Origin of the sequence: Bradyrhizobium sp. 35 (assembly GCF_023073215.1) — a bacterium.
Taxonomy (GTDB): Bacteria; Pseudomonadota; Alphaproteobacteria; order Rhizobiales; family Xanthobacteraceae; genus Bradyrhizobium; species Bradyrhizobium canariense_D.
The window spans coordinates 20,271-36,628 of record NZ_JADPJC010000157.1; the positions used below are offsets into that span (position 1 = coordinate 20,271).

The window sequence follows — 16,358 nt, forward strand, 5'->3', positions numbered from 1 at the left end:
CCGTGAAGCGTGGTCACAGCACTTCGCGCAAGAGTTTTGCCGATGTCAGGCCCGCCTCCGACAATGAAATGGGAGTTACGCCATGCAGCATCTGCCGAACGACACCATCGACATCCTGCTCGACCAATTTGGCCAAATCGAAACCGTCATCGGAGATCCGAACTTTCCGACCACCACGGACGCCCGGGGCGGCAACGACACCGTGACCGCAACCATCACTCAGCCCGAAGCAGAGGTCACGATCTTTGGCGACGACAACACGACGCTGCATGGCCAGTCCCACGGCGGCAACGACACGCTCACGGTCAACGTCAACTACGGCTGGAACGCCGCCCTCGTGGTCGGCGATGCCCAGGCGATGACCGACGACGCCAGGGGCGGCAACGACACGATCGATACCCAAGACCACTCGATGTACACCAACGTGCATGCTTTCGGCGATGTCGCCGGCGACATGTCCGGCAATTCGCACGGCGGCAGTGACACCATCACGGGCGCTGTGGGCTGGCGAGGCTTCGACAATGTGTACGCCGGCGATGCCGGTGGCTCCATGAGCGGCCCGGCGCAGGGCGGCAACGACACGCTCGACATCAGCTTGAACACCCGGGAGGGTTCAGCGAGAGCCAGCGGCGATGCCATCGGCTCCATCAGCGGCGATGCGCATGGCGGCAACGACAACATCATCTTGACCATGAGCGGCGAAAACGTCTGGGCCGGTGCGTCGCTGTCGGGAGATTCCTCCACGTCCCTGACCGACAACGCACAGGGTGGCGATGACATCCTCACGGTCAAGATCAGCACCGAGTACACCGACGATGCGCGCGATCTGCTGTTCGGCGACGCTCCGACCATGTCCGGCAATGCCCATGGCGGCAACGATATCCTCACCGGCGGAGCGGCCACCGACTTTCTGTATGGCGATGCGAAGGTCTATGATCCCGCAACACCGGGCTCGATCACCGGCGGCAAGGATATGCTCAACGGGGGCGCCGGAAATGACCAGCTTTCGGGCGGCGGAAACAGCGACACCTTCGTCTTCAACACCGGGTCCGGCAACGACCTCATCACCGACTTCGATCAAGGAAACAAGGCGGCCGGCAGCACCGTGACCGAGCACGATCTGATCAACCTGCACGATTACGGCTTTACGGACTGGACGGCGCTGTCGAAGCTGATCAGCGACAATGCCGACGGCGATGCCGTGATTCATGTATCGGCGAGCGACACCATTACACTCGACGGTGTCCACGCCGCGAGCCTGCACCCGACCGACTTCCTCATCTGAGAAAAGCAGGCATCTCGCCCCGCCTACAGCGGGGCGAGACCCGGGTTCCTCCCCGCCCACAGGATCCCTTCAGCCGCCCCCTGACGCTGGCCACCCGCCTTTGGCCGCGACGAGCGAGTTGATGTCGTCGAACTTCTCCGTCAGGTCCGCGACCAGATGCGTCGTGCCGGGATGTAGCGGTCCTGCCTCATTGGCGGTCACCGTTCACGAACTTGCCCCATGGGCTCTCCGAACCGCGGATAGTCTAGGATCGCGGCTCGGCCCGGGTCAGATGCCGTGCTTGGTGCCGGGTCCAGTTGGCAAGAGCTAAGAAGCTCTTCTAATTGCCCGGCCGACCTTCTGCAGAGCCTCGAAGGCTCCCATGCGCTGATCAACCCAGCCTGCCAAAGCGGCCTGGGGTTGATGGATGTCTCCCAAGACCGACATCGCCTGCATCGCCTCACTGAGGTCGGAATGGTCGCCCGAGGCAACTGATCCAAGCATCGCGGAGCCGAGCAGGACGGCCTCCGGAGAGGCTGGCGCAGCGACCGTCAAACCCGTCATATCGGCGAGGACCTGCCGCACGAGGCGGCTCTTTGCGGCACCGCCGCTGACCACGATCGTATCGACCCCAATGCCCTTGTCTTGCTGAGCGCGAACGATCTGCCGGGCCCCGCAGCCGAGGCCGCAAAGCCCTGCAAGATAAAGCGCGAGCAGACTCTCCAGATCCGAGCGCATATCAAGGCCCGCAATCAGTGCGCGCGCGCCGGGATCGGCGAACGGCGCTCGATTGCCGAGGAATTCGGGGACGACATGAAGCTGGCCGACCAAATCCGGGAGCATTTCGGCACCGCCGCGTGATTCGATTTCCGAGGCAAGCCAATCGGCAAGCGTCTGCTGCTTCTGGCCCGCAGCCTGTGTCGCTTGCGCGGAATTCGGATGCATCTGCAACAGATGCTCGATCGCAGCGCCGGCGGCCGACTGTCCGCCTTCATTGAGCCAAAGCCCAGGCACCATGGCCGAGAAATAGGGTCCCCAAACGCCAGGGACGAAGAAGGGGTCCGGTGTGGTCGACATGGTGCAGGCGGACGTTCCGAATACATAGGCCATGCGCGTGAGCACCGTGCCCGCCGCTCCGCGCGCCCCCACCGTACCAACACCGCCGGCATGTGCATCGATGAGGCCGGCGGCGACCGGCGTACCCATCGCGAGTCCGAGATCGGCCGCGGCCTTCGCCGTCAGGCCCGCTGCCAGCCTGGTCCCGCCGGGCACGATCTCGGTGCCGATCCTGCGGAACTGCTCATCCGGCAGCACGCCGAGGCCAATCCTGCGGAAGAATTGATCGTCCCAGCGGTCTTCGTGGCCCAGATAGGTCCACTTGCACGTCACGGTACAAATGGAGCGGGACAAACTCCCTGTTGCACGCCAAGTGAGAAAATCAGTCAAGTCCATAAACTGCCACGCATGGGAGAACGTCTCGGGCATGTTTTCGGCGAGCCACAACAGTTTCGGCGTCTCCATCTCGGGAGAGATCGTTCCGCCGACATAGTCGAGAACTTTCTCGCCCGTCTGGTTGATACGGCGCGCCTGATCCGCAGCGCGGTGATCCATCCATACAACGACGTTGCGAGCAGGATCGCCGGACGGCCCGACGGGCAGCGGCACACCCGCCTCGCCAAGCACCACCAGCGAGCAGGTCGCGTCAAAGCCTATGCCGGCGATACTGTCCGCCGCGATACCCGCCTGCACCACCGCGCTACGCACGCTGCGGCATACGGCACGCCAGATATCCTCGCTCGACTGCTCGACGACGTCGCCAGCCTCCCGCCAAAGTGCAACAGGGGCGCTGTCACTCGCCAGGAGCCTGCCAGAGCGGTCGAAGAGTCCGGCCCGTGCGCTGCCGGTGCCGACATCGATGCCAAGGAAATGGCGGTTATCGGGTTGCTTGTTCATCTCAGGATCGCCGATCGGAAGATGTTACAGATCGTTGCTCTGCGGCAGAATGACGAGGTCGCGGATGGTGACGTTTCTCGGGCGCGTCAACATGAAGAGCACTGCCTGCGCGACTTCCACCGGCTGCATCAAGCCACCGGCCGCCATTTCCTCCTCGATCTTCTCTTTGGGCCAATCCTTGATGAGCGCGGTCACGACTGGACCGGGCGCAACGGCGCCGACGCGCAAACCGTGTTTCGCGACCTGCCGGCGCAGAGTATGCACAAAAGCCTGCACGGCGTGCTTGGACGCGGTATAGATCGGTTCCCAGACGACAGGCACGAGACCTGCGATCGAACTGGTGACGATGATGTCGCCGCTCTTGCGCTCAACCATGTGCGGCAGCACCGCATGGATCGACCGGAACAGCGCATTGACGTTCAAATTGAGCATGCGGTCCCACGCGTCGGGATCGCCGCCAAGCACCTCGCCGCCGACATAGGCACCAGCATTCGCATGGAAGATGTCCAGTTGACCCGCTTTCTCCAGCACCTGCGGCATCATCGCTTCCATGCTCAGGGGATCGGTGAGGTCGATACGTAACGGAATCGCCTGATCGCCCAGCGCAACGCAGGCGCTGCTCAGCGCCTCTTCCGCCCGATCGATCAGCACCACCCGCGCGCCGGCCCCGATCAATGTTCTGGCGCATTCGAGACCGATGCCCGATGCGGCGCCGGTGATCGCCGCGACTTTTTCTGCAAGTTCCTGGGCCAAGGCTTGTCCTTTTCCTATGAGAGTTGTTCAAGCTCGGCCGTGGGAAAGGCGCGAGCGCCGTGCCAGCGAATCGACGATGACTGCAATGGCAAGGACCGCGCCCGTAATCATGTACCGCATCGACGAGGAGAGATCGAGCAGCGTGAGGCCGCTCGCGATGGACTGGATGACGATGACGCCGAGGAGCGCGGAATAGGCGCTCCCGCGGCCGCCAAACAGGCTTGTGCCACCGATGACCGCGGCGGCGATCGCGTTGAGGTTCACATCCCCGGTCCCGGCCTGCTGGCTGGAAGATGCCAGCCGCGCTGCGGCCAGAATGCCGCCGGCCGCGGCCAGCGTGGAGCACAGCATGAATGCGGTCGAATAGACCCGGCGAACGTTGATGCCAGCCCGACGGGCCGCCTCGCGATTGCCGCCGACGGCAGACATCGAGCGGCCCCATTTGGTTCTCGTCAATGCGTAATTCATGATCACGCACAAGCCGACGAACAGACCAAACATCCAGGGAATGCCGCGCCCGAGATTGAGATAATAGACAACGAATTCGAGCACGATGGTGACCAGCAGCGCCTTCAGCACCATGCGACCAAGCGAACTGGCCGATAGCCCCGCCGCCCGCCGGCGCGCGGCCGTTCGGTAGCCGGTCACGAACATAACCACGCTCGCGACCGCCGCCAGCACGTAGGATACGATCGACGGCATGACGAGCATCTGTCCGAAATTGACCAGCGCCGATCCATACGGAAGGTTGATCGAGCCGGAGGAGCCGAGCAGATACAGCTGCAGGCCGAGCCACGTCAGCAGGCCGGCCAGCGTCGAGACGAAGCTCGGCATACCCAGACGATTGAACAAAAATGCATAGAGCGCGCCGATGGCAGCGCCCAGCACCAACGCCGTGACGATCGCCACGGCGACCGGCCAATCCTGAGCGACCCAAAGCACGCCGACGAGCGCCGAAGAGAACCCGCTCACCGATCCGACCGACAGATCGATCTCGCCGACCATCAGGATACAGACGATGCCCAGCGAGATCACACCCACTGTCGCGCAATCGAAAAGCAAATTGACCAGATTGTTCGGCGCGAGAAAAACAGGGTTGAGGGTCTCGAACGCCGCGCAGATGACGATGAGCCCGACGACCACCGGCAGCGATCCGAGATCGCCCGACCGCACACGGTCCACAAAGGCGCCGATCGTGTTTCCAAGCGTGTCCGCGTGCTTGACTCGTTCGTCACTGCGGTCGAGCAACCGCGCCGTCGAAACCTGTTGCGTGTCGTCGGTCATCGCCCAAGCTCCGGCGACTGATGGGCGCGGCGCCGCCTGGCGCGGCGCGAGACAGAATTTTCGTCCGCTCCGGTAATCGCCGTAACGAGATCCTGATTGGACACGTCGGGATCGAACTCGCCGTTGTTGCGACCGAGGCGCAGCACCACGATCCGATCGGCAACCGCGCGGACGTCCTCCATGTTGTGACTGATCATGATGACGCCGAGACCGCGTGCGCGAACGCGTTCGACGAGGTCTAGCACCTCAGCGGTTTGGGCATCGCCGAGCGCCGCAGTCGGCTCGTCGAGCAGAATGAGTTTCGGCTCAGTCAGCAGCGAGCGCGCGATCGCCACGGTCTGGCGCTGTCCGCCGGAGAGCGACGCCACGGGCTCTCGCACGCTCGGAATCCGCGCTGACAGCTCGTTGAGCAAGGTACAGGCGCGAAGCTCCATGGAGACCTCGTCGAGCCGCAGCGGGTTGAGCTCGCGGCCGAGGAAGATGTTTGCGACCACGTCGAGATTCTCGCAGAGGGCCAAATCCTGGAAAACGGTGGCGATGCCGAGGCCGAGTGCCATGGATGGGTCGGACAGGACAACATGTTCACCGCCGAACGTGATCGTTCCGGAGGTGGGTTGGTGCACGCCGGCAAGGATCTTCACCAGCGTGGATTTTCCTGCACCGTTATCACCCACAAGTGCCACGACTTCGCCGGCATGCACATCGAGATCAACATCGGTCAGGGCGGACACGGCGCCGAAATGCTTGGAAATTCCGCGAAGACTCAAGACCGGCTTGCGCGGTCCGCCCTGCGCGTCATCGGCATCCGAGATCGTGGTCATGTCCCAATTCGCCCTCTCATCCTTCGTCCCGGCCGCCGGAAGCGGCCGGGACCGACGTCGTCACTGCGTGATGCCAAGCTTCTTGCAACCCGCGGCATATCGGCCCGTGCAGAGCTGATCGGCCGTCTGGATCTTCTTATCGATAATCTCCGCCTTCAGGTTCTCCTGAGTGACGACGGCCGGCACGAACAACTTCGATGGCGCATTGAATAGCGTAGCTTCCGCCTTGGGCATCTCTCCGGAGAGGAATTTCACCGCCGCTTGCGCCGCAGCAGCTGCCACGATCTCACTGGGTTTGGAGATCGTGTTGTACTGATCGCCTGCGATGACGAGCTGAAGCGCGGCAATCGTCGCATCGTTGCCCGTCACCGGCGGCACCGGCTCGATACCTGCGGCCTTGAAGGCGGCAATTGCGCCACCGCCCGTGCCGTCATTGGCAGCTACGACGCCGAGGATCTTCTTGCCGAAGCGGGTGATCTGGCCACTCGCCCATTGCTGCGCCTTCGGCGGCGCCCAGTCCGGCGTGTCGTATTCGGCCAGAATTGGATAGCCGCTCTTATCAAGCCCCTCGTGGATCCCCTTCTTGATGAGTCCCGCAGCGGCATCGGTCGGCGATCCATTGATTTCGAGTACGCCTTCGCCCTCCTTCGCCGTCGCGTTGGCGGCCTTAAGATGCTTGACGAGCGATTCGGAGATAGCCTTGCCGATGGCTTGATTGTCGAAGGACACGTAAAAATCGACCTTGGCGTCGGGGACCGGCCGGTCATAGGCAATGACCTTGATGCCTTGCGATTGTGCCATCTTGACCAGGGATGCCGCGGCAGTGGAGTCGACGGGGTCGAGCACGATTACCTTGGCGCCCTGCGAAATCACCGAGTTGAATTGCTGTTGCTGCCGCGCGGCATCCGCGCTGGCGTTCTGGTAGATCACCTTGCAACTGTCGCACAGCTTCTTCATCTCTGCGACGAAGCCCGGATAATCATGTTGTTCATAGCGGGTGGAGGCCTGGTCCGGCATCAGGAAGGCGACGGTCGCGTTCTTCACCTCTGCGGCCCGCGAAGAAATGGCTGTTGTGCCGAGCAGCGAGAGGGCTATGCCAATTGTGCCCGCATATTTAGCAGAGAACTTTCTCATTTCAGATTTCCTTTCCAGACTGGGTGTCAGGGTGTCGTCGTTGATCCTTCGAAGTCAGGCCCTCGCTGCTTCCGTTTCCGACGGCACGATGAGCGCCGGTGCTCGGAGCCGCGCAGAATTCTGGTCGAACGATTGCTGTCGCGGACCGCCGTCGGCGTGTCCGCGTCATTCTTCCGTAACGATCCTCCTTCTTTGCTCCTATGCGGCTAGGCCGCGTGCGCCTCATCGATGTTGTGCGCCAACAATCGTCTGAAGCGCGAAGGGGGCATGCCTTTCTCGGCCAGGAACTGCCGGTTAAAATTGGAGAGATTGTTGAAGCCGACCTCGAAGCAGATGTCGGTGATGGAAGCCTGCTCGTCGCTCATCAATATCTGACAAGCGAGATTGATACGCAGCCGCTTAACGTATTGCACCAATGACATGCCCGTGTGCCGGCGGAACGAGCGCGAAAATGCGCTTTGCGATTGACCGGCGATCGCAGCAAGCTCCGCTTCGCCGAAAGGTTGCGTCAGATTCTTCCGGATGAATGCGAGTGCCTTGTTCATTCCCACGGACATGTAGCCAGACGGATCGGGCAGATAGTTTGGGCTGGACAGCGGACGCGCCTGTCGCGCGGCGCGACAGAGTATCCCCAAGATCATCAAGAACAGCTCGATCCGGCGCACGCCGTTCGCCGTGACGATCTCCTCCATGAGTGGGACGAGCGCATCGCTCGTGCTGCGGGTGAACAGCGCACCACGCCGGGAAAAATCCAGCAGTGCGGCAAGGCCCGAAAGCTCAGGCATGACCTTCATCAGGTCGCCGATGAATTCTTCGCTGAATTGAAGGATGCGTCCGCGTAGCGGGATGGCGCACTCTGCCGGCAGATCGCTCACCCAATTGTGCGGCAAATTGGGGCCGGTGAGCACGAGATTACCTGGTTCGAAGTCGCCGATGAAGTCACCGACGAAATAGCGTCCGCTGGTGGCCACGACCTGATGGAGCTCGTACTCGGGATGGAAATGCCAGCGGACGGTGTGGAATGGGTAGCCGTGCGACCACGCCTTGAATGACTCGCCGCGCCGTATCTGGACAACTTCCAGGTCCGGTTCCATGTCCCCTCCCTTCAGGCCGGTGCGGCTTGTAATGATCCGCCTCCGCTCCCTTATCGGCTGATTGGTTCAGCGCTTCCTCTCGTTGGCAGAGTAGCGACCAGTACCTAGGCACGCCACCACCATTTCAGATGTGAACTGATACTTTTTTGACGTGCAGCACGCCGTCCGGCCAAGTTCCCGGATTGAAGGCAGCGTTCCGCACCAACGGCACTATTACGCCGGCCGCCTCCCCCGCCAATGCCGACGGCGCCGCGGCTCCCATCCTTGCAAAACGCTGTCTCGCCGATCGCGATGGCCTACCCGTGCTGGCACAGATCAAAGGTCATGCCACCCACGCTGCCAAATTGGTCCAGGGGAGGATCTCAGCCGCGCGCCTTCAAATGCATCATCGGGTAATGCTCATAGTGGCCGGCGCCGTTCTTCACGACAGGATCTTCCGAGGTGACCGCCTCGATGTCGAGATCGTTTGGGATCTGATAGAGCGACACGCCATAACCGCCACGCGGGTCCGTGACGGGACCGTGCGCGACGATCTGCCCCTTTGCGAGCAGATCATCCAGGAACGCACCGTGCTGCTTCATCCATTGTTTCTCAGCGGCGCTCATGGTCGCCAGGAAATCCGCCCGGGGCGGAATGTACTTGCAGAGATAGTACTTCATTGGCCGCTCCTCGGTGAAAACGACATTTCAGCTTGCTTGTCGGCCTGGCCCGCCCCCCCAACTTGAGAGATCAATCGGTCACGCCGATCCGCTGCTCAATGCGATCAGCGAGCATTGATCTCGGCACTGAAGCGCTCGCATGCAAACCTTTGTCAAGCAACGGCGCGCGTGGCCAGATCGGCGACAGTACCGTCAAGAAATCCAGTCAGCCGCTGCCGGATGATCTGCTCGGCTTCCCTCATGATGCGGTCGATCAGCTCCTTCACCGTCGGGATATCGTGGATCAGTCCGACCACCATGCCGCAGCTCCAAGCACCGGCATCCATGTCACCATCGACCATCACCCTGGGGTAGACACCCGCGACCTGCTCATGGATGTCCTCGATCTTGAGGCTCGCCCCCTTCTCGCGCTCGACCTCGAGCAATTGATCGACACCCTTGTTCTTCAGCACGCGCTCGGTGTTACGCAGCGCGCGCATGACCAGCACGGTATCGAGTTCGGTGGCTTTGACGAGGGCCTGCTTGACGTTGGCGTGGACGGGAGCTTCCCTGGTTGCGACGAAGCGGGTACCCATGTTCATGCCGGCGGCGCCCATCGACAGCGCAGCAACGAGGCTGCGCGCATCCGCCATGCCACCCGAGGCCACGAACGGAATCTTCAGTTCATCCGCCGCGCGCGGCAGCAGGATCATGTTCGGGATATCGTCCTCGCCGGGATGGCCGCCGCATTCGAAGCCGTCGACGCTGACGGCGTCGCATCCGATCTTCTCGGCTTTCAGCGAATGCCGCACCGAAGTGCATTGTGGATCACCTTAATGCCGGCAGCCTTCAGCGCGGGCATGTACGCTTCCGGGCTGCGGCCGGCGGTCTCCACCGCCTTGACGCCACCTTCCTTGATGGCGGCGATATATTCCGGATAAGGCGGTGCAGTGAAGCTCGGCAGGAAGGTCAGGTTCACACCGAACGGCTTGTCGGTCATGTCGCGACAGCGCGCGATTTCCTTCGCCAGCAGCTCCGGCGTCCGCTGGGTCAGGCCGGTGATGATGCCGAGACCGCCGGCATTCGAGACCGCGGCGGCAAGCTCGGCAAAGCCGACATAATGCATGCCGCCCTGGATGATCGGATGCTGGATGCCGAACAGTTCAGTGATTGCTGTCTTCACGTGCGCTTTCTCCGCTTTCCGATCAGTTGACGAGTTCAAATAGGCCGGCCGCGCCCATGCCGCCGCCGATGCACATGGTCACCACGCCGTACTTCGCCTTGCGCCGCCGCCCCTCGATCAGGATATGGCCCGCAAGCCGGCTGCCCGTCATGCCGTAGGGATGGCCGATCGCGATCGAGCCGCCATTGACGTTCAGCTTGTCCGGATCGATGCCGAGCTTGTCGCGGCAGTAGATCACCTGGACAGCATAGGCTTCGTTCAGCTCCCAAAGATCGATGTCATCGATCCTCAGGCCGTGGCGCTTGAGAAGGCGCGGGATCGCCGCGACCGGACCGATGCCCATTTCGTCCGGCTCGACTCCGGCGGCGACGAAGCCGCGGAAGATGCCGAGCGGCTTAAGGCCCTTCTTGGTGGCGGTCTTGTCGCTCATGAGCACGCAGGCCGATGCTCCGTCGGAGAGCTGGCTGGCATTGCCGGCCGTGATGGTCTTGCCTTCGAATACCGGCTTGATCTTCGCCAATCCTTCCGCCGTGGTCTCGGGGCGCGGCCCTTCGTCCTTCGACAGCGTCACCTGCTGATAGGAGACCTCCCTGGTGTCCTTGTTGACGACGGCCATCGTCGTTGTGATCGGGACGATCTCGTCATTGAAGCGACCGGCCTGCATCGCGGCACCAATGCGGCGCTGACATTCGAGGCTGTATTCGTCCTGCCGGTCGCGACCGATCTTGTAGCGCTCGGCGACAATCTCGGCAGTGTCGAGCATCGACATGTACATCTCGGGCTTCATCGCCATCAGCTCGTCGTCGACGGCGTGGAACCTGTTCATGTGGTCGTTCTGCACCAGGCTGATCGATTCGATGCCGCCTCCGATCGCGATCTCGACGCCATCCAGCATGATCGAGCGGGCCGCGACCGCGATCGCCTGCAGGCCGGAGGCGCACTGCCGATCGATCGTGGTGCCGGCGACGGTGACCGGCAGGCCGGCACGAACCGCCCCCTTGCGTGCGACGTTCATCACCATGGTGCCCTGCTGCATCGCGCAACCCATCACCACGTCTTCGACCTCGTCCGGCTCAACGCCCGCGCGCCTCACCGCTTCGGCCATCACATGGCCAGCCATGGTCGGCCCCTCGGTGTTGTTCAGCGCACCGCGATAGGCCTTGCCGACGCCGGTGCGGGCGGTGGAAACGATAACTGCCTCTGTCGTCATGGCTGCCTCTTTGGTTACGCTGCCGCGTCGAGCTGCACATAACGCAGCAAGTGGTGAGCGGGATCGCCGAACTGGATATTGATCGAGGAGATTCGCTTAAAGTAGTGACCGACGTTCAATTCGTCGGTCATGCCCATGCCGCCGTGGAGCTGCACCGCCTGGTCGGCGATGAACTTGCCGGCATAGCCGACCCTCGACTTGGCGCCGGAGGCGAGGCGCGAGATGCCACTTTCGCCGGCACCGAGGCTGAGACTGAGATGCTGCATCAGGGAAAGCGCCTCCTGATGCGCGATGAACATGTCGACCATCCGGTGCTGCAACACCTGGAAGCTGCCGATGGTGACGCCGAACTGCTTTCGGGCCTTGGCGTATTCCAGCGTCGCAGAGTTCAGTTCGGCCATCGCGCCGACCGCCTCGGCGCAGAGCGCGCCGATGGCCCTGTCGCGGCAGCCTTCCAGCAGGGCGACGCCTTCGCCCTCGCTGCCGAGCAACTCGCCGCGCACATCGCGGAAAGTGATCTCCGCGGCACGGCGGCCGTCGATGGTCTTGAAGCTCCGCAATTCGAGATTCGCCGCCCGGGCGTCGACGACGAACAGGCTGACGCCGCCACAATCGTCGCGCTTGCCGGCAGTCCGGGCGGAGACGATGAGATAATCGGCCCAAGGCGCCGCTATGACGGCGGTCTTCTCACCACTAAGCGTGTAGTCCTTTCCCTCTCGCCGCGCCGTGGCCGCGACATTGGCGAGATCGAAGCGCGAGTTTTTTTCGGTCCAGGCCAGCGCCCAGATCTTGTGTCCGGCGATGATATCGGGAATGAAGGCCTGCTTCTGCTCTTTCGTCCCTGCCTGCTCGATCAAGCCGCCGACCAGCACGACCGTCTCCACGTACGGCTCCACGACAAGGTGGCGGCCGAACTCCTGGGCAACGATCATAGTAGAGAGCGGGCCGCCACCAAGTCCGCCGCTCTCCTCGGAGAATGGCGCGGCGAGCAGGCCGAGCTCCGCAAAAGCGCCCCACTGCTTGCGGCTCCAGCCCTCTTCGCTGGCCACGATCTTGCGGCGCGCCTCGAAGCTGTATTGGTCGCGTAGCATACGCTGTACGCTGGAGCGCAACAGTTCCTGCTCTTCCGTGAACTGGATATCCATCCGATCCTCTTGTTGCGCTGTTGCTAGAGACCGAGCACCGCTTTGGCGATGATGTTGCGCTGGATCTCGTTTGATCCACCGTAGATGCTGAGCTTGCGCGCGTTCAGGTATTTCTCCGACGCTGTGTGGCCGTAATCGGCACCCGGCATGAACTGGTTTGCGCCCGACGGTTGCTCGCGAAGCGCCAGGCCATAGTTGCCGATGGCACGATGTGTGAGCTCGGTAATGCCCTGGAAGATCTCGGTGCCGCGGATCTTGAACAGCGAGGCCGCGGGCCCCGGATCGATGCCGCGCGCCATCTGGGCAACGACCCGCAGCTCGGTGGCCTCGAGCGCGAGCACATCGAGCTCGAGCCGGCCGATCTCCTTGCGAAATTCGAGATGCGCCGGATCGTCCGCTGCGATCTCCGCTTTCACGATCTTCTTCAACCGGTCGAGGTAGCGCGTCGACCGGCCGATCCCGGCCATGCTGGTGCGCTCGTTGCCCAGCAGGAATTTTGCGTAGGTCCAGCCCTTGTTCTCCTCGCCGATCAGGTTCTCGACGGGAACGCGGACATCCTCGAGGAAGACGTCATTGACCTCGTGCGAACCGTCGATCGTGATGATCGGACGCACGGTCACGCCTGGCGACTTCATGTCGATCAGGAGGAACGAGATGCCCGCCTGAGGCTTGGCGCTCGAATCAGTACGCACCAGGCAGAAGATCCAGTCGGCGTGCTGCGCCAACGTTGTCCAGGTCTTGTGACCGTTGACGATGTAATGGTCGCCGTCGCGCACAGCCTTGGTCCGGACGGTGGCGAGGTCTGAGCCTGAGCCCGGCTCGGAATAGCCTTGGCACCACCAGTCTTCACCCGACAGTATCCGCGGCAAGAACTTCTGCTTCTGGGCATCATTGCCGAAGGTGTAAATGACCGGACCAACCATGGTGACGCTGAACGCCAACGGCGGCAGCGTCCCGGCCCGGCTGGTCTCCTGCTCGAAGATGAAACGCCGGGTGATCGACCAGCCGGGGCCGCCAAATTCCTTGGGCCAAAGCGGCGCGATCCAGCCCTTCTCGTAGAGAATTTGGTGCCAGAGCAACGATTGCTCTTTGGTCAGGTCGGTCTCCGGATTAGGGACCCGCATTTCCTTCGGATAGTTTTCGGCGATGAAAGCGCGCACCTCATCACGGAAGGCCGCATCTTCGGGAGACAGTGCGAGTTCCATCTGCGCTTCCTACCACTTCTCACCGAAGGGGCGGATTTCCAGCTCAAAGGTCCAGGCGCTCTTCGGCTGCTGATACAGCTGCCAATAGGACGCCGCGACCGAGGCCGGCGGCATCAGCAGATCCGGATCGTCGAGCGCATTAGGCCCGAGCGCTTCCAGGCGCCGCTGGCGGACCCATTCGGTGTCGACGCCGGAATCGATAACGAGGTGCGCGACGTGGATATTCTTCGGGCCGAGTTCGCGCGCCATTGCCTGCGCCACAGCGCGCAGTCCGAATTTGGCGCTGGCAAAGGCGGCATAGCCGCTGCCACCGCGCAATGAAGCGGTCGCACCGGTGAAGAAGATGTTGCCCTGGCCGCGCGGCAGCATCAGCCGGGCCGCCTCGCGCCCGGCGAGGAAGCCGGAGTAGCAGGCCATCTCCCAGACCTTGCGGAACACGCGCTCGGTCGTCTCGAGGATCGGGAAGTTGACGTTGGCACCGATATTGAAGATGCAGACATCCAATGGTGCGTGCTTGTCGGCGTCGCTCAGAAAGGAGACGATCTCCTCCTCCTTGCGCGCGTCGAGCGAACGTGCGTGGATCTCGCCGCCGGCAGCCTCGATCTCCTTGACCAGCGGCGCCAGCTTGTCGCCGTTGCGGCGACCCGCGAAGACAGTAAAGCCCTCGGAGGCAAATTTCTTGGCGATCTCGCCGCCGATGAAATCGCCCGCGCCGATCACGGCGACGGTTGCATTTCTCTTTTTCAAGGAACTTCTCCCAGTTAGGTTAGGCGCGCTGTGTGCGAAGCAGTTCTATCGGCCCTGGTGGACCACATTTTTTGAGCGAGACCAGAACGATCGGGATTCGCCATCGCGCCGATCGAGGCTACCATGGTCGTGGCGCAGTCCTCGATCGGCCCGATCTGGTCCACCGCTTTGGCAAGATGGCGATCTGTCGATTGGTCGATGCGGCCAGCAAACCGAAAAGCGGTTTGATCGAGACCGAGTGCTTGCGACAGCTTCGCCACGACTAACCGCCTCCCGACTGAAAAACATCGGCGCCTTTTTCAGCATTGCGCCTCGAAGCGAAACATGCGTTCTTTTTTAGAACTCGTCAATCGCTATTTTGTTGTCACGATCGGATCAGAAAACGGCAAGCTTACTGCCCTGTTCCAGCGCTCTTGAGAACACCGTTTACAACCGGACTTCCAACCGATACCCATAGCGTATCAAATAAGAACTTATGGGAGAGGCAGCATGGGAGAAAGTCGCGGGGTCGCGATGCTGGTCGGCGCGGGTGATGCCATCGGCGCTGCCGTTGCGCGGCGGTTTGCCAGCGGCGGCTACACTATTTGCATCTGCAGACGCGATCCGACCAAATCTCAGGCGCTTGTCGACGAGCTCAGGGCGAAAGGCCACAACATCCACGCCTTCAGCGTCGACGCCCGTCAGGAAGCAGAAGTCCAGAAGCTATTCGCGGGCGTCGAGCGCGACATCGGTCCGATCGAGATCTGCCTGTTCAATGCCGGTTCGAACGTCAACAAGCCCCTGCTGGAGACTACCGAAAAGCTCTTCTTCAAGGCCTGGGAGCTGGCCTGTTACGCCGGCTTCCTGGTCGGACGCGAAGCCGCGCGCGTCATGCTGCCGCGCCGATGCGGCACCATTCTTTTTACCGGTGCGACCGCAAGCATCCGGGGCAGCAAGGGATTTGTCGCGTTCTCGTCGGCAAAATTCGGCCTTCGCGCGCTGGCCCAGGCGATGGCGCGCGAGCTCGGGCCCAAGAACATTCACGTCGTCCATCTCATCATCGACGCTGGCGTCGATAGCGAGGCTATTCATCAGCGCATGAAAGCGGCCAGGGGGATCGAGGCCAGTGAGATCCCGCCCGACAGCCTGACCAAGACCTCCTCAATTGCCGAAGCGTATTGGTTTGCCCATCAGCAAAGCCGCGACGGCTGGACCCATGAACTCGATCTTCGCCCCGCCGTAGAGAAATGGTGACATGAGCGACAATCCAGACCTCACTTTGTGGGGCGTCGGGACAAGCCGCACCGTTCGGCCGCACTGGGCGATGCACGAGCTGGGGCTGGCCTACGAGATCAAACCGATCGGCCCACGGACCGGCGAGACCAAGACCGCCGAATATACCAGGCTCAATCCGCGCCAGAAGATTCCGCTGCTGCAGGACGGTGATTTCCGCATCGGCGAGAGCGCCGCGATCGTCGCTTATCTGTCGCGGATGTACTCAACGCCGGAGCGTGCATTGATCCCTGAATCCACCCGCGACTATGCCGCGTGGCTGGAATGGTGCTTCTTTATCGTCACCGAGCTCGACTCGACTAGCCTGTATGTGATGCGCCGTCACAGCGCCGATGCGCTCGGCCCAATTTACGGCGTCGCGACGGAGGTCGTAGCTCAAGCCGCAGAATACTTTCGGGCGCAGCTGCGCCATGTCGAGGTCGCGCTGGCCGACGGCCGACATTTTATCATGGGCGAGCGATTCAGCAGCGCCGACATCCTGCTGACGACGTGCCTGGACTGGGCGGTCGCCTACGGGGTAGGCATCTGCGACAATGCGCGGCCCTATCTCGAGCGCATGCGAAGCCGGGAGGCTTACCAGCGAGCGGTTGCCGCGAATGCTCCGCGCGCACCAATTAAACCGACGCCTGCCAAGGCCTGAGAACCGTTCGCCGGA

Annotated in this window: 15 protein-coding genes and 2 pseudogenes; 4 read left to right on the top strand and 13 right to left on the bottom strand. The window is 62.3% G+C overall.

Annotation, left to right across the window (positions count from 1 at the left end):
- Nucleotides 1-82 precede the first annotated feature (82 nt).
- The gene (locus tag IVB36_RS32445) at nt 83-1,285 is read left to right on the top strand and encodes a hypothetical protein (protein WP_018458787.1); all 1,203 of its coding nucleotides are present in this window, start codon (nt 83-85) and stop codon (nt 1,283-1,285) included.
- 306 nt (nt 1,286-1,591) lie between these two features.
- Here the strand turns inward: IVB36_RS32445 and IVB36_RS32450 are convergent, their stop codons facing one another.
- The 6 genes from IVB36_RS32450 to IVB36_RS32475 form a co-directional block, all read right to left on the bottom strand.
- The gene (locus tag IVB36_RS32450) at nt 1,592-3,217 is read right to left on the bottom strand and encodes an FGGY-family carbohydrate kinase (RefSeq protein ID WP_247394352.1); all 1,626 of its coding nucleotides are present in this window, start codon (nt 3,215-3,217) and stop codon (nt 1,592-1,594) included.
- 24 nt (nt 3,218-3,241) lie between these two features.
- Entirely contained in the window at nt 3,242-3,970 is a 729-nt protein-coding gene (locus tag IVB36_RS32455; RefSeq protein WP_018458784.1) for an SDR family oxidoreductase, read from the bottom strand.
- Between the two features lie 27 nt (nt 3,971-3,997).
- The gene (locus IVB36_RS32460) at nt 3,998-5,254 is read right to left on the bottom strand and encodes a sugar ABC transporter permease (protein ID WP_247394354.1); all 1,257 of its coding nucleotides are present in this window, start codon (nt 5,252-5,254) and stop codon (nt 3,998-4,000) included.
- Entirely contained in the window at nt 5,251-6,075 is an 825-nt protein-coding gene (locus tag IVB36_RS32465; protein ID WP_247394356.1) for an ATP-binding cassette domain-containing protein, read from the bottom strand. The genes IVB36_RS32460 and IVB36_RS32465 overlap by 4 nt, the downstream gene beginning before the upstream one ends.
- Before the next feature lie 60 nt (nt 6,076-6,135).
- Complete coding sequence (locus IVB36_RS32470; protein ID WP_026233659.1) at nt 6,136-7,209, bottom strand: sugar ABC transporter substrate-binding protein; 1,074 nt, start codon at nt 7,207-7,209, stop codon at nt 6,136-6,138.
- A 206-nt stretch (nt 7,210-7,415) separates the two neighbouring features.
- Nucleotides 7,416-8,303, bottom strand: a complete 888-nt coding sequence (locus IVB36_RS32475; protein ID WP_018458780.1) for an AraC family transcriptional regulator — start codon at nt 8,301-8,303, stop codon at nt 7,416-7,418.
- 170 nt (nt 8,304-8,473) lie between these two features.
- On the opposite strand from IVB36_RS32475, the pseudogene IVB36_RS32480 reads away from it, so the two are divergent.
- Nucleotides 8,474-8,647, top strand: a pseudogene (locus IVB36_RS32480) (acetyl-CoA C-acetyltransferase); the annotation flags it as partial.
- Between the two features lie 18 nt (nt 8,648-8,665).
- On the opposite strand, the gene IVB36_RS32485 reads toward IVB36_RS32480, so the two are convergent.
- The 7 genes and pseudogenes from IVB36_RS32485 to IVB36_RS32515 all read right to left on the bottom strand — a co-directional run bounded on the left by IVB36_RS32485 (nt 8,666) and on the right by IVB36_RS32515 (nt 14,691).
- On the bottom strand, nt 8,666-8,962 hold the full coding sequence (locus tag IVB36_RS32485; protein ID WP_018458779.1) for a YciI family protein: 297 nt from the start codon (nt 8,960-8,962) through the stop codon (nt 8,666-8,668).
- A 152-nt stretch (nt 8,963-9,114) separates the two neighbouring features.
- Nucleotides 9,115-10,124: pseudogene (locus IVB36_RS32490) on the bottom strand (nitronate monooxygenase family protein).
- 22 nt (nt 10,125-10,146) lie between these two features.
- Nucleotides 10,147-11,334 carry an acetyl-CoA C-acyltransferase gene (locus IVB36_RS32495; protein ID WP_018458777.1) on the bottom strand — a complete coding sequence of 396 codons (1,188 nt, stop codon included), beginning with the start codon at nt 11,332-11,334 and terminating at the stop codon, nt 10,147-10,149.
- Nucleotides 11,335-11,348: 14 nt separating this feature from the next.
- The gene (locus IVB36_RS32500) at nt 11,349-12,479 is read right to left on the bottom strand and encodes an acyl-CoA dehydrogenase family protein (RefSeq protein WP_018458776.1); all 1,131 of its coding nucleotides are present in this window, start codon (nt 12,477-12,479) and stop codon (nt 11,349-11,351) included.
- A 23-nt stretch (nt 12,480-12,502) separates the two neighbouring features.
- Nucleotides 12,503-13,684 carry an acyl-CoA dehydrogenase family protein gene (locus tag IVB36_RS32505; protein WP_018458775.1) on the bottom strand — a complete coding sequence of 394 codons (1,182 nt, stop codon included), beginning with the start codon at nt 13,682-13,684 and terminating at the stop codon, nt 12,503-12,505.
- Nucleotides 13,685-13,693: 9 nt separating this feature from the next.
- Nucleotides 13,694-14,431, bottom strand: a complete 738-nt coding sequence (locus tag IVB36_RS32510) for an SDR family oxidoreductase (RefSeq protein ID WP_018458774.1) — start codon at nt 14,429-14,431, stop codon at nt 13,694-13,696.
- Between the two features lie 14 nt (nt 14,432-14,445).
- Nucleotides 14,446-14,691, bottom strand: coding sequence for a hypothetical protein (locus IVB36_RS32515; protein WP_157643067.1), 246 nt, complete (start codon nt 14,689-14,691; stop codon nt 14,446-14,448).
- A 229-nt stretch (nt 14,692-14,920) separates the two neighbouring features.
- On the opposite strand from IVB36_RS32515, the gene IVB36_RS32520 reads away from it, so the two are divergent.
- Nucleotides 14,921-15,664, top strand: coding sequence for an SDR family NAD(P)-dependent oxidoreductase (locus tag IVB36_RS32520; protein WP_026233658.1), 744 nt, complete (start codon nt 14,921-14,923; stop codon nt 15,662-15,664).
- Between the two features lies 1 nt (nt 15,665).
- Nucleotides 15,666-16,343 (top strand): glutathione S-transferase family protein, encoded by a 678-nt coding sequence (locus IVB36_RS32525; RefSeq protein ID WP_026233657.1) that lies wholly within the window; start codon nt 15,666-15,668, stop codon nt 16,341-16,343.
- Nucleotides 16,344-16,358: the final 15 nt, after the last annotated feature.

Coding starts and splice junctions, on each gene's coding strand:
- IVB36_RS32445 (WP_018458787.1), top strand. CDS start 83: ATGCAGCATCTGCCGAACGACACCATCGACATCCTGCTCGACCAATTT.
- IVB36_RS32450 (WP_247394352.1), bottom strand. CDS start 3,217: ATGAACAAGCAACCCGATAACCGCCATTTCCTTGGCATCGATGTCGGC.
- IVB36_RS32460 (WP_247394354.1), bottom strand. CDS start 5,254: ATGACCGACGACACGCAACAGGTTTCGACGGCGCGGTTGCTCGACCGC.
- IVB36_RS32465 (WP_247394356.1), bottom strand. CDS start 6,075: ATGACCACGATCTCGGATGCCGATGACGCGCAGGGCGGACCGCGCAAG.
- IVB36_RS32470 (WP_026233659.1), bottom strand. CDS start 7,209: ATGAGAAAGTTCTCTGCTAAATATGCGGGCACAATTGGCATAGCCCTC.
- IVB36_RS32475 (WP_018458780.1), bottom strand. CDS start 8,303: ATGGAACCGGACCTGGAAGTTGTCCAGATACGGCGCGGCGAGTCATTC.
- IVB36_RS32485 (WP_018458779.1), bottom strand. CDS start 8,962: ATGAAGTACTATCTCTGCAAGTACATTCCGCCCCGGGCGGATTTCCTG.
- IVB36_RS32495 (WP_018458777.1), bottom strand. CDS start 11,334: ATGACGACAGAGGCAGTTATCGTTTCCACCGCCCGCACCGGCGTCGGC.
- IVB36_RS32500 (WP_018458776.1), bottom strand. CDS start 12,479: ATGGATATCCAGTTCACGGAAGAGCAGGAACTGTTGCGCTCCAGCGTA.
- IVB36_RS32505 (WP_018458775.1), bottom strand. CDS start 13,684: ATGGAACTCGCACTGTCTCCCGAAGATGCGGCCTTCCGTGATGAGGTG.
- IVB36_RS32520 (WP_026233658.1), top strand. CDS start 14,921: ATGGGAGAAAGTCGCGGGGTCGCGATGCTGGTCGGCGCGGGTGATGCC.
- IVB36_RS32525 (WP_026233657.1), top strand. CDS start 15,666: ATGAGCGACAATCCAGACCTCACTTTGTGGGGCGTCGGGACAAGCCGC.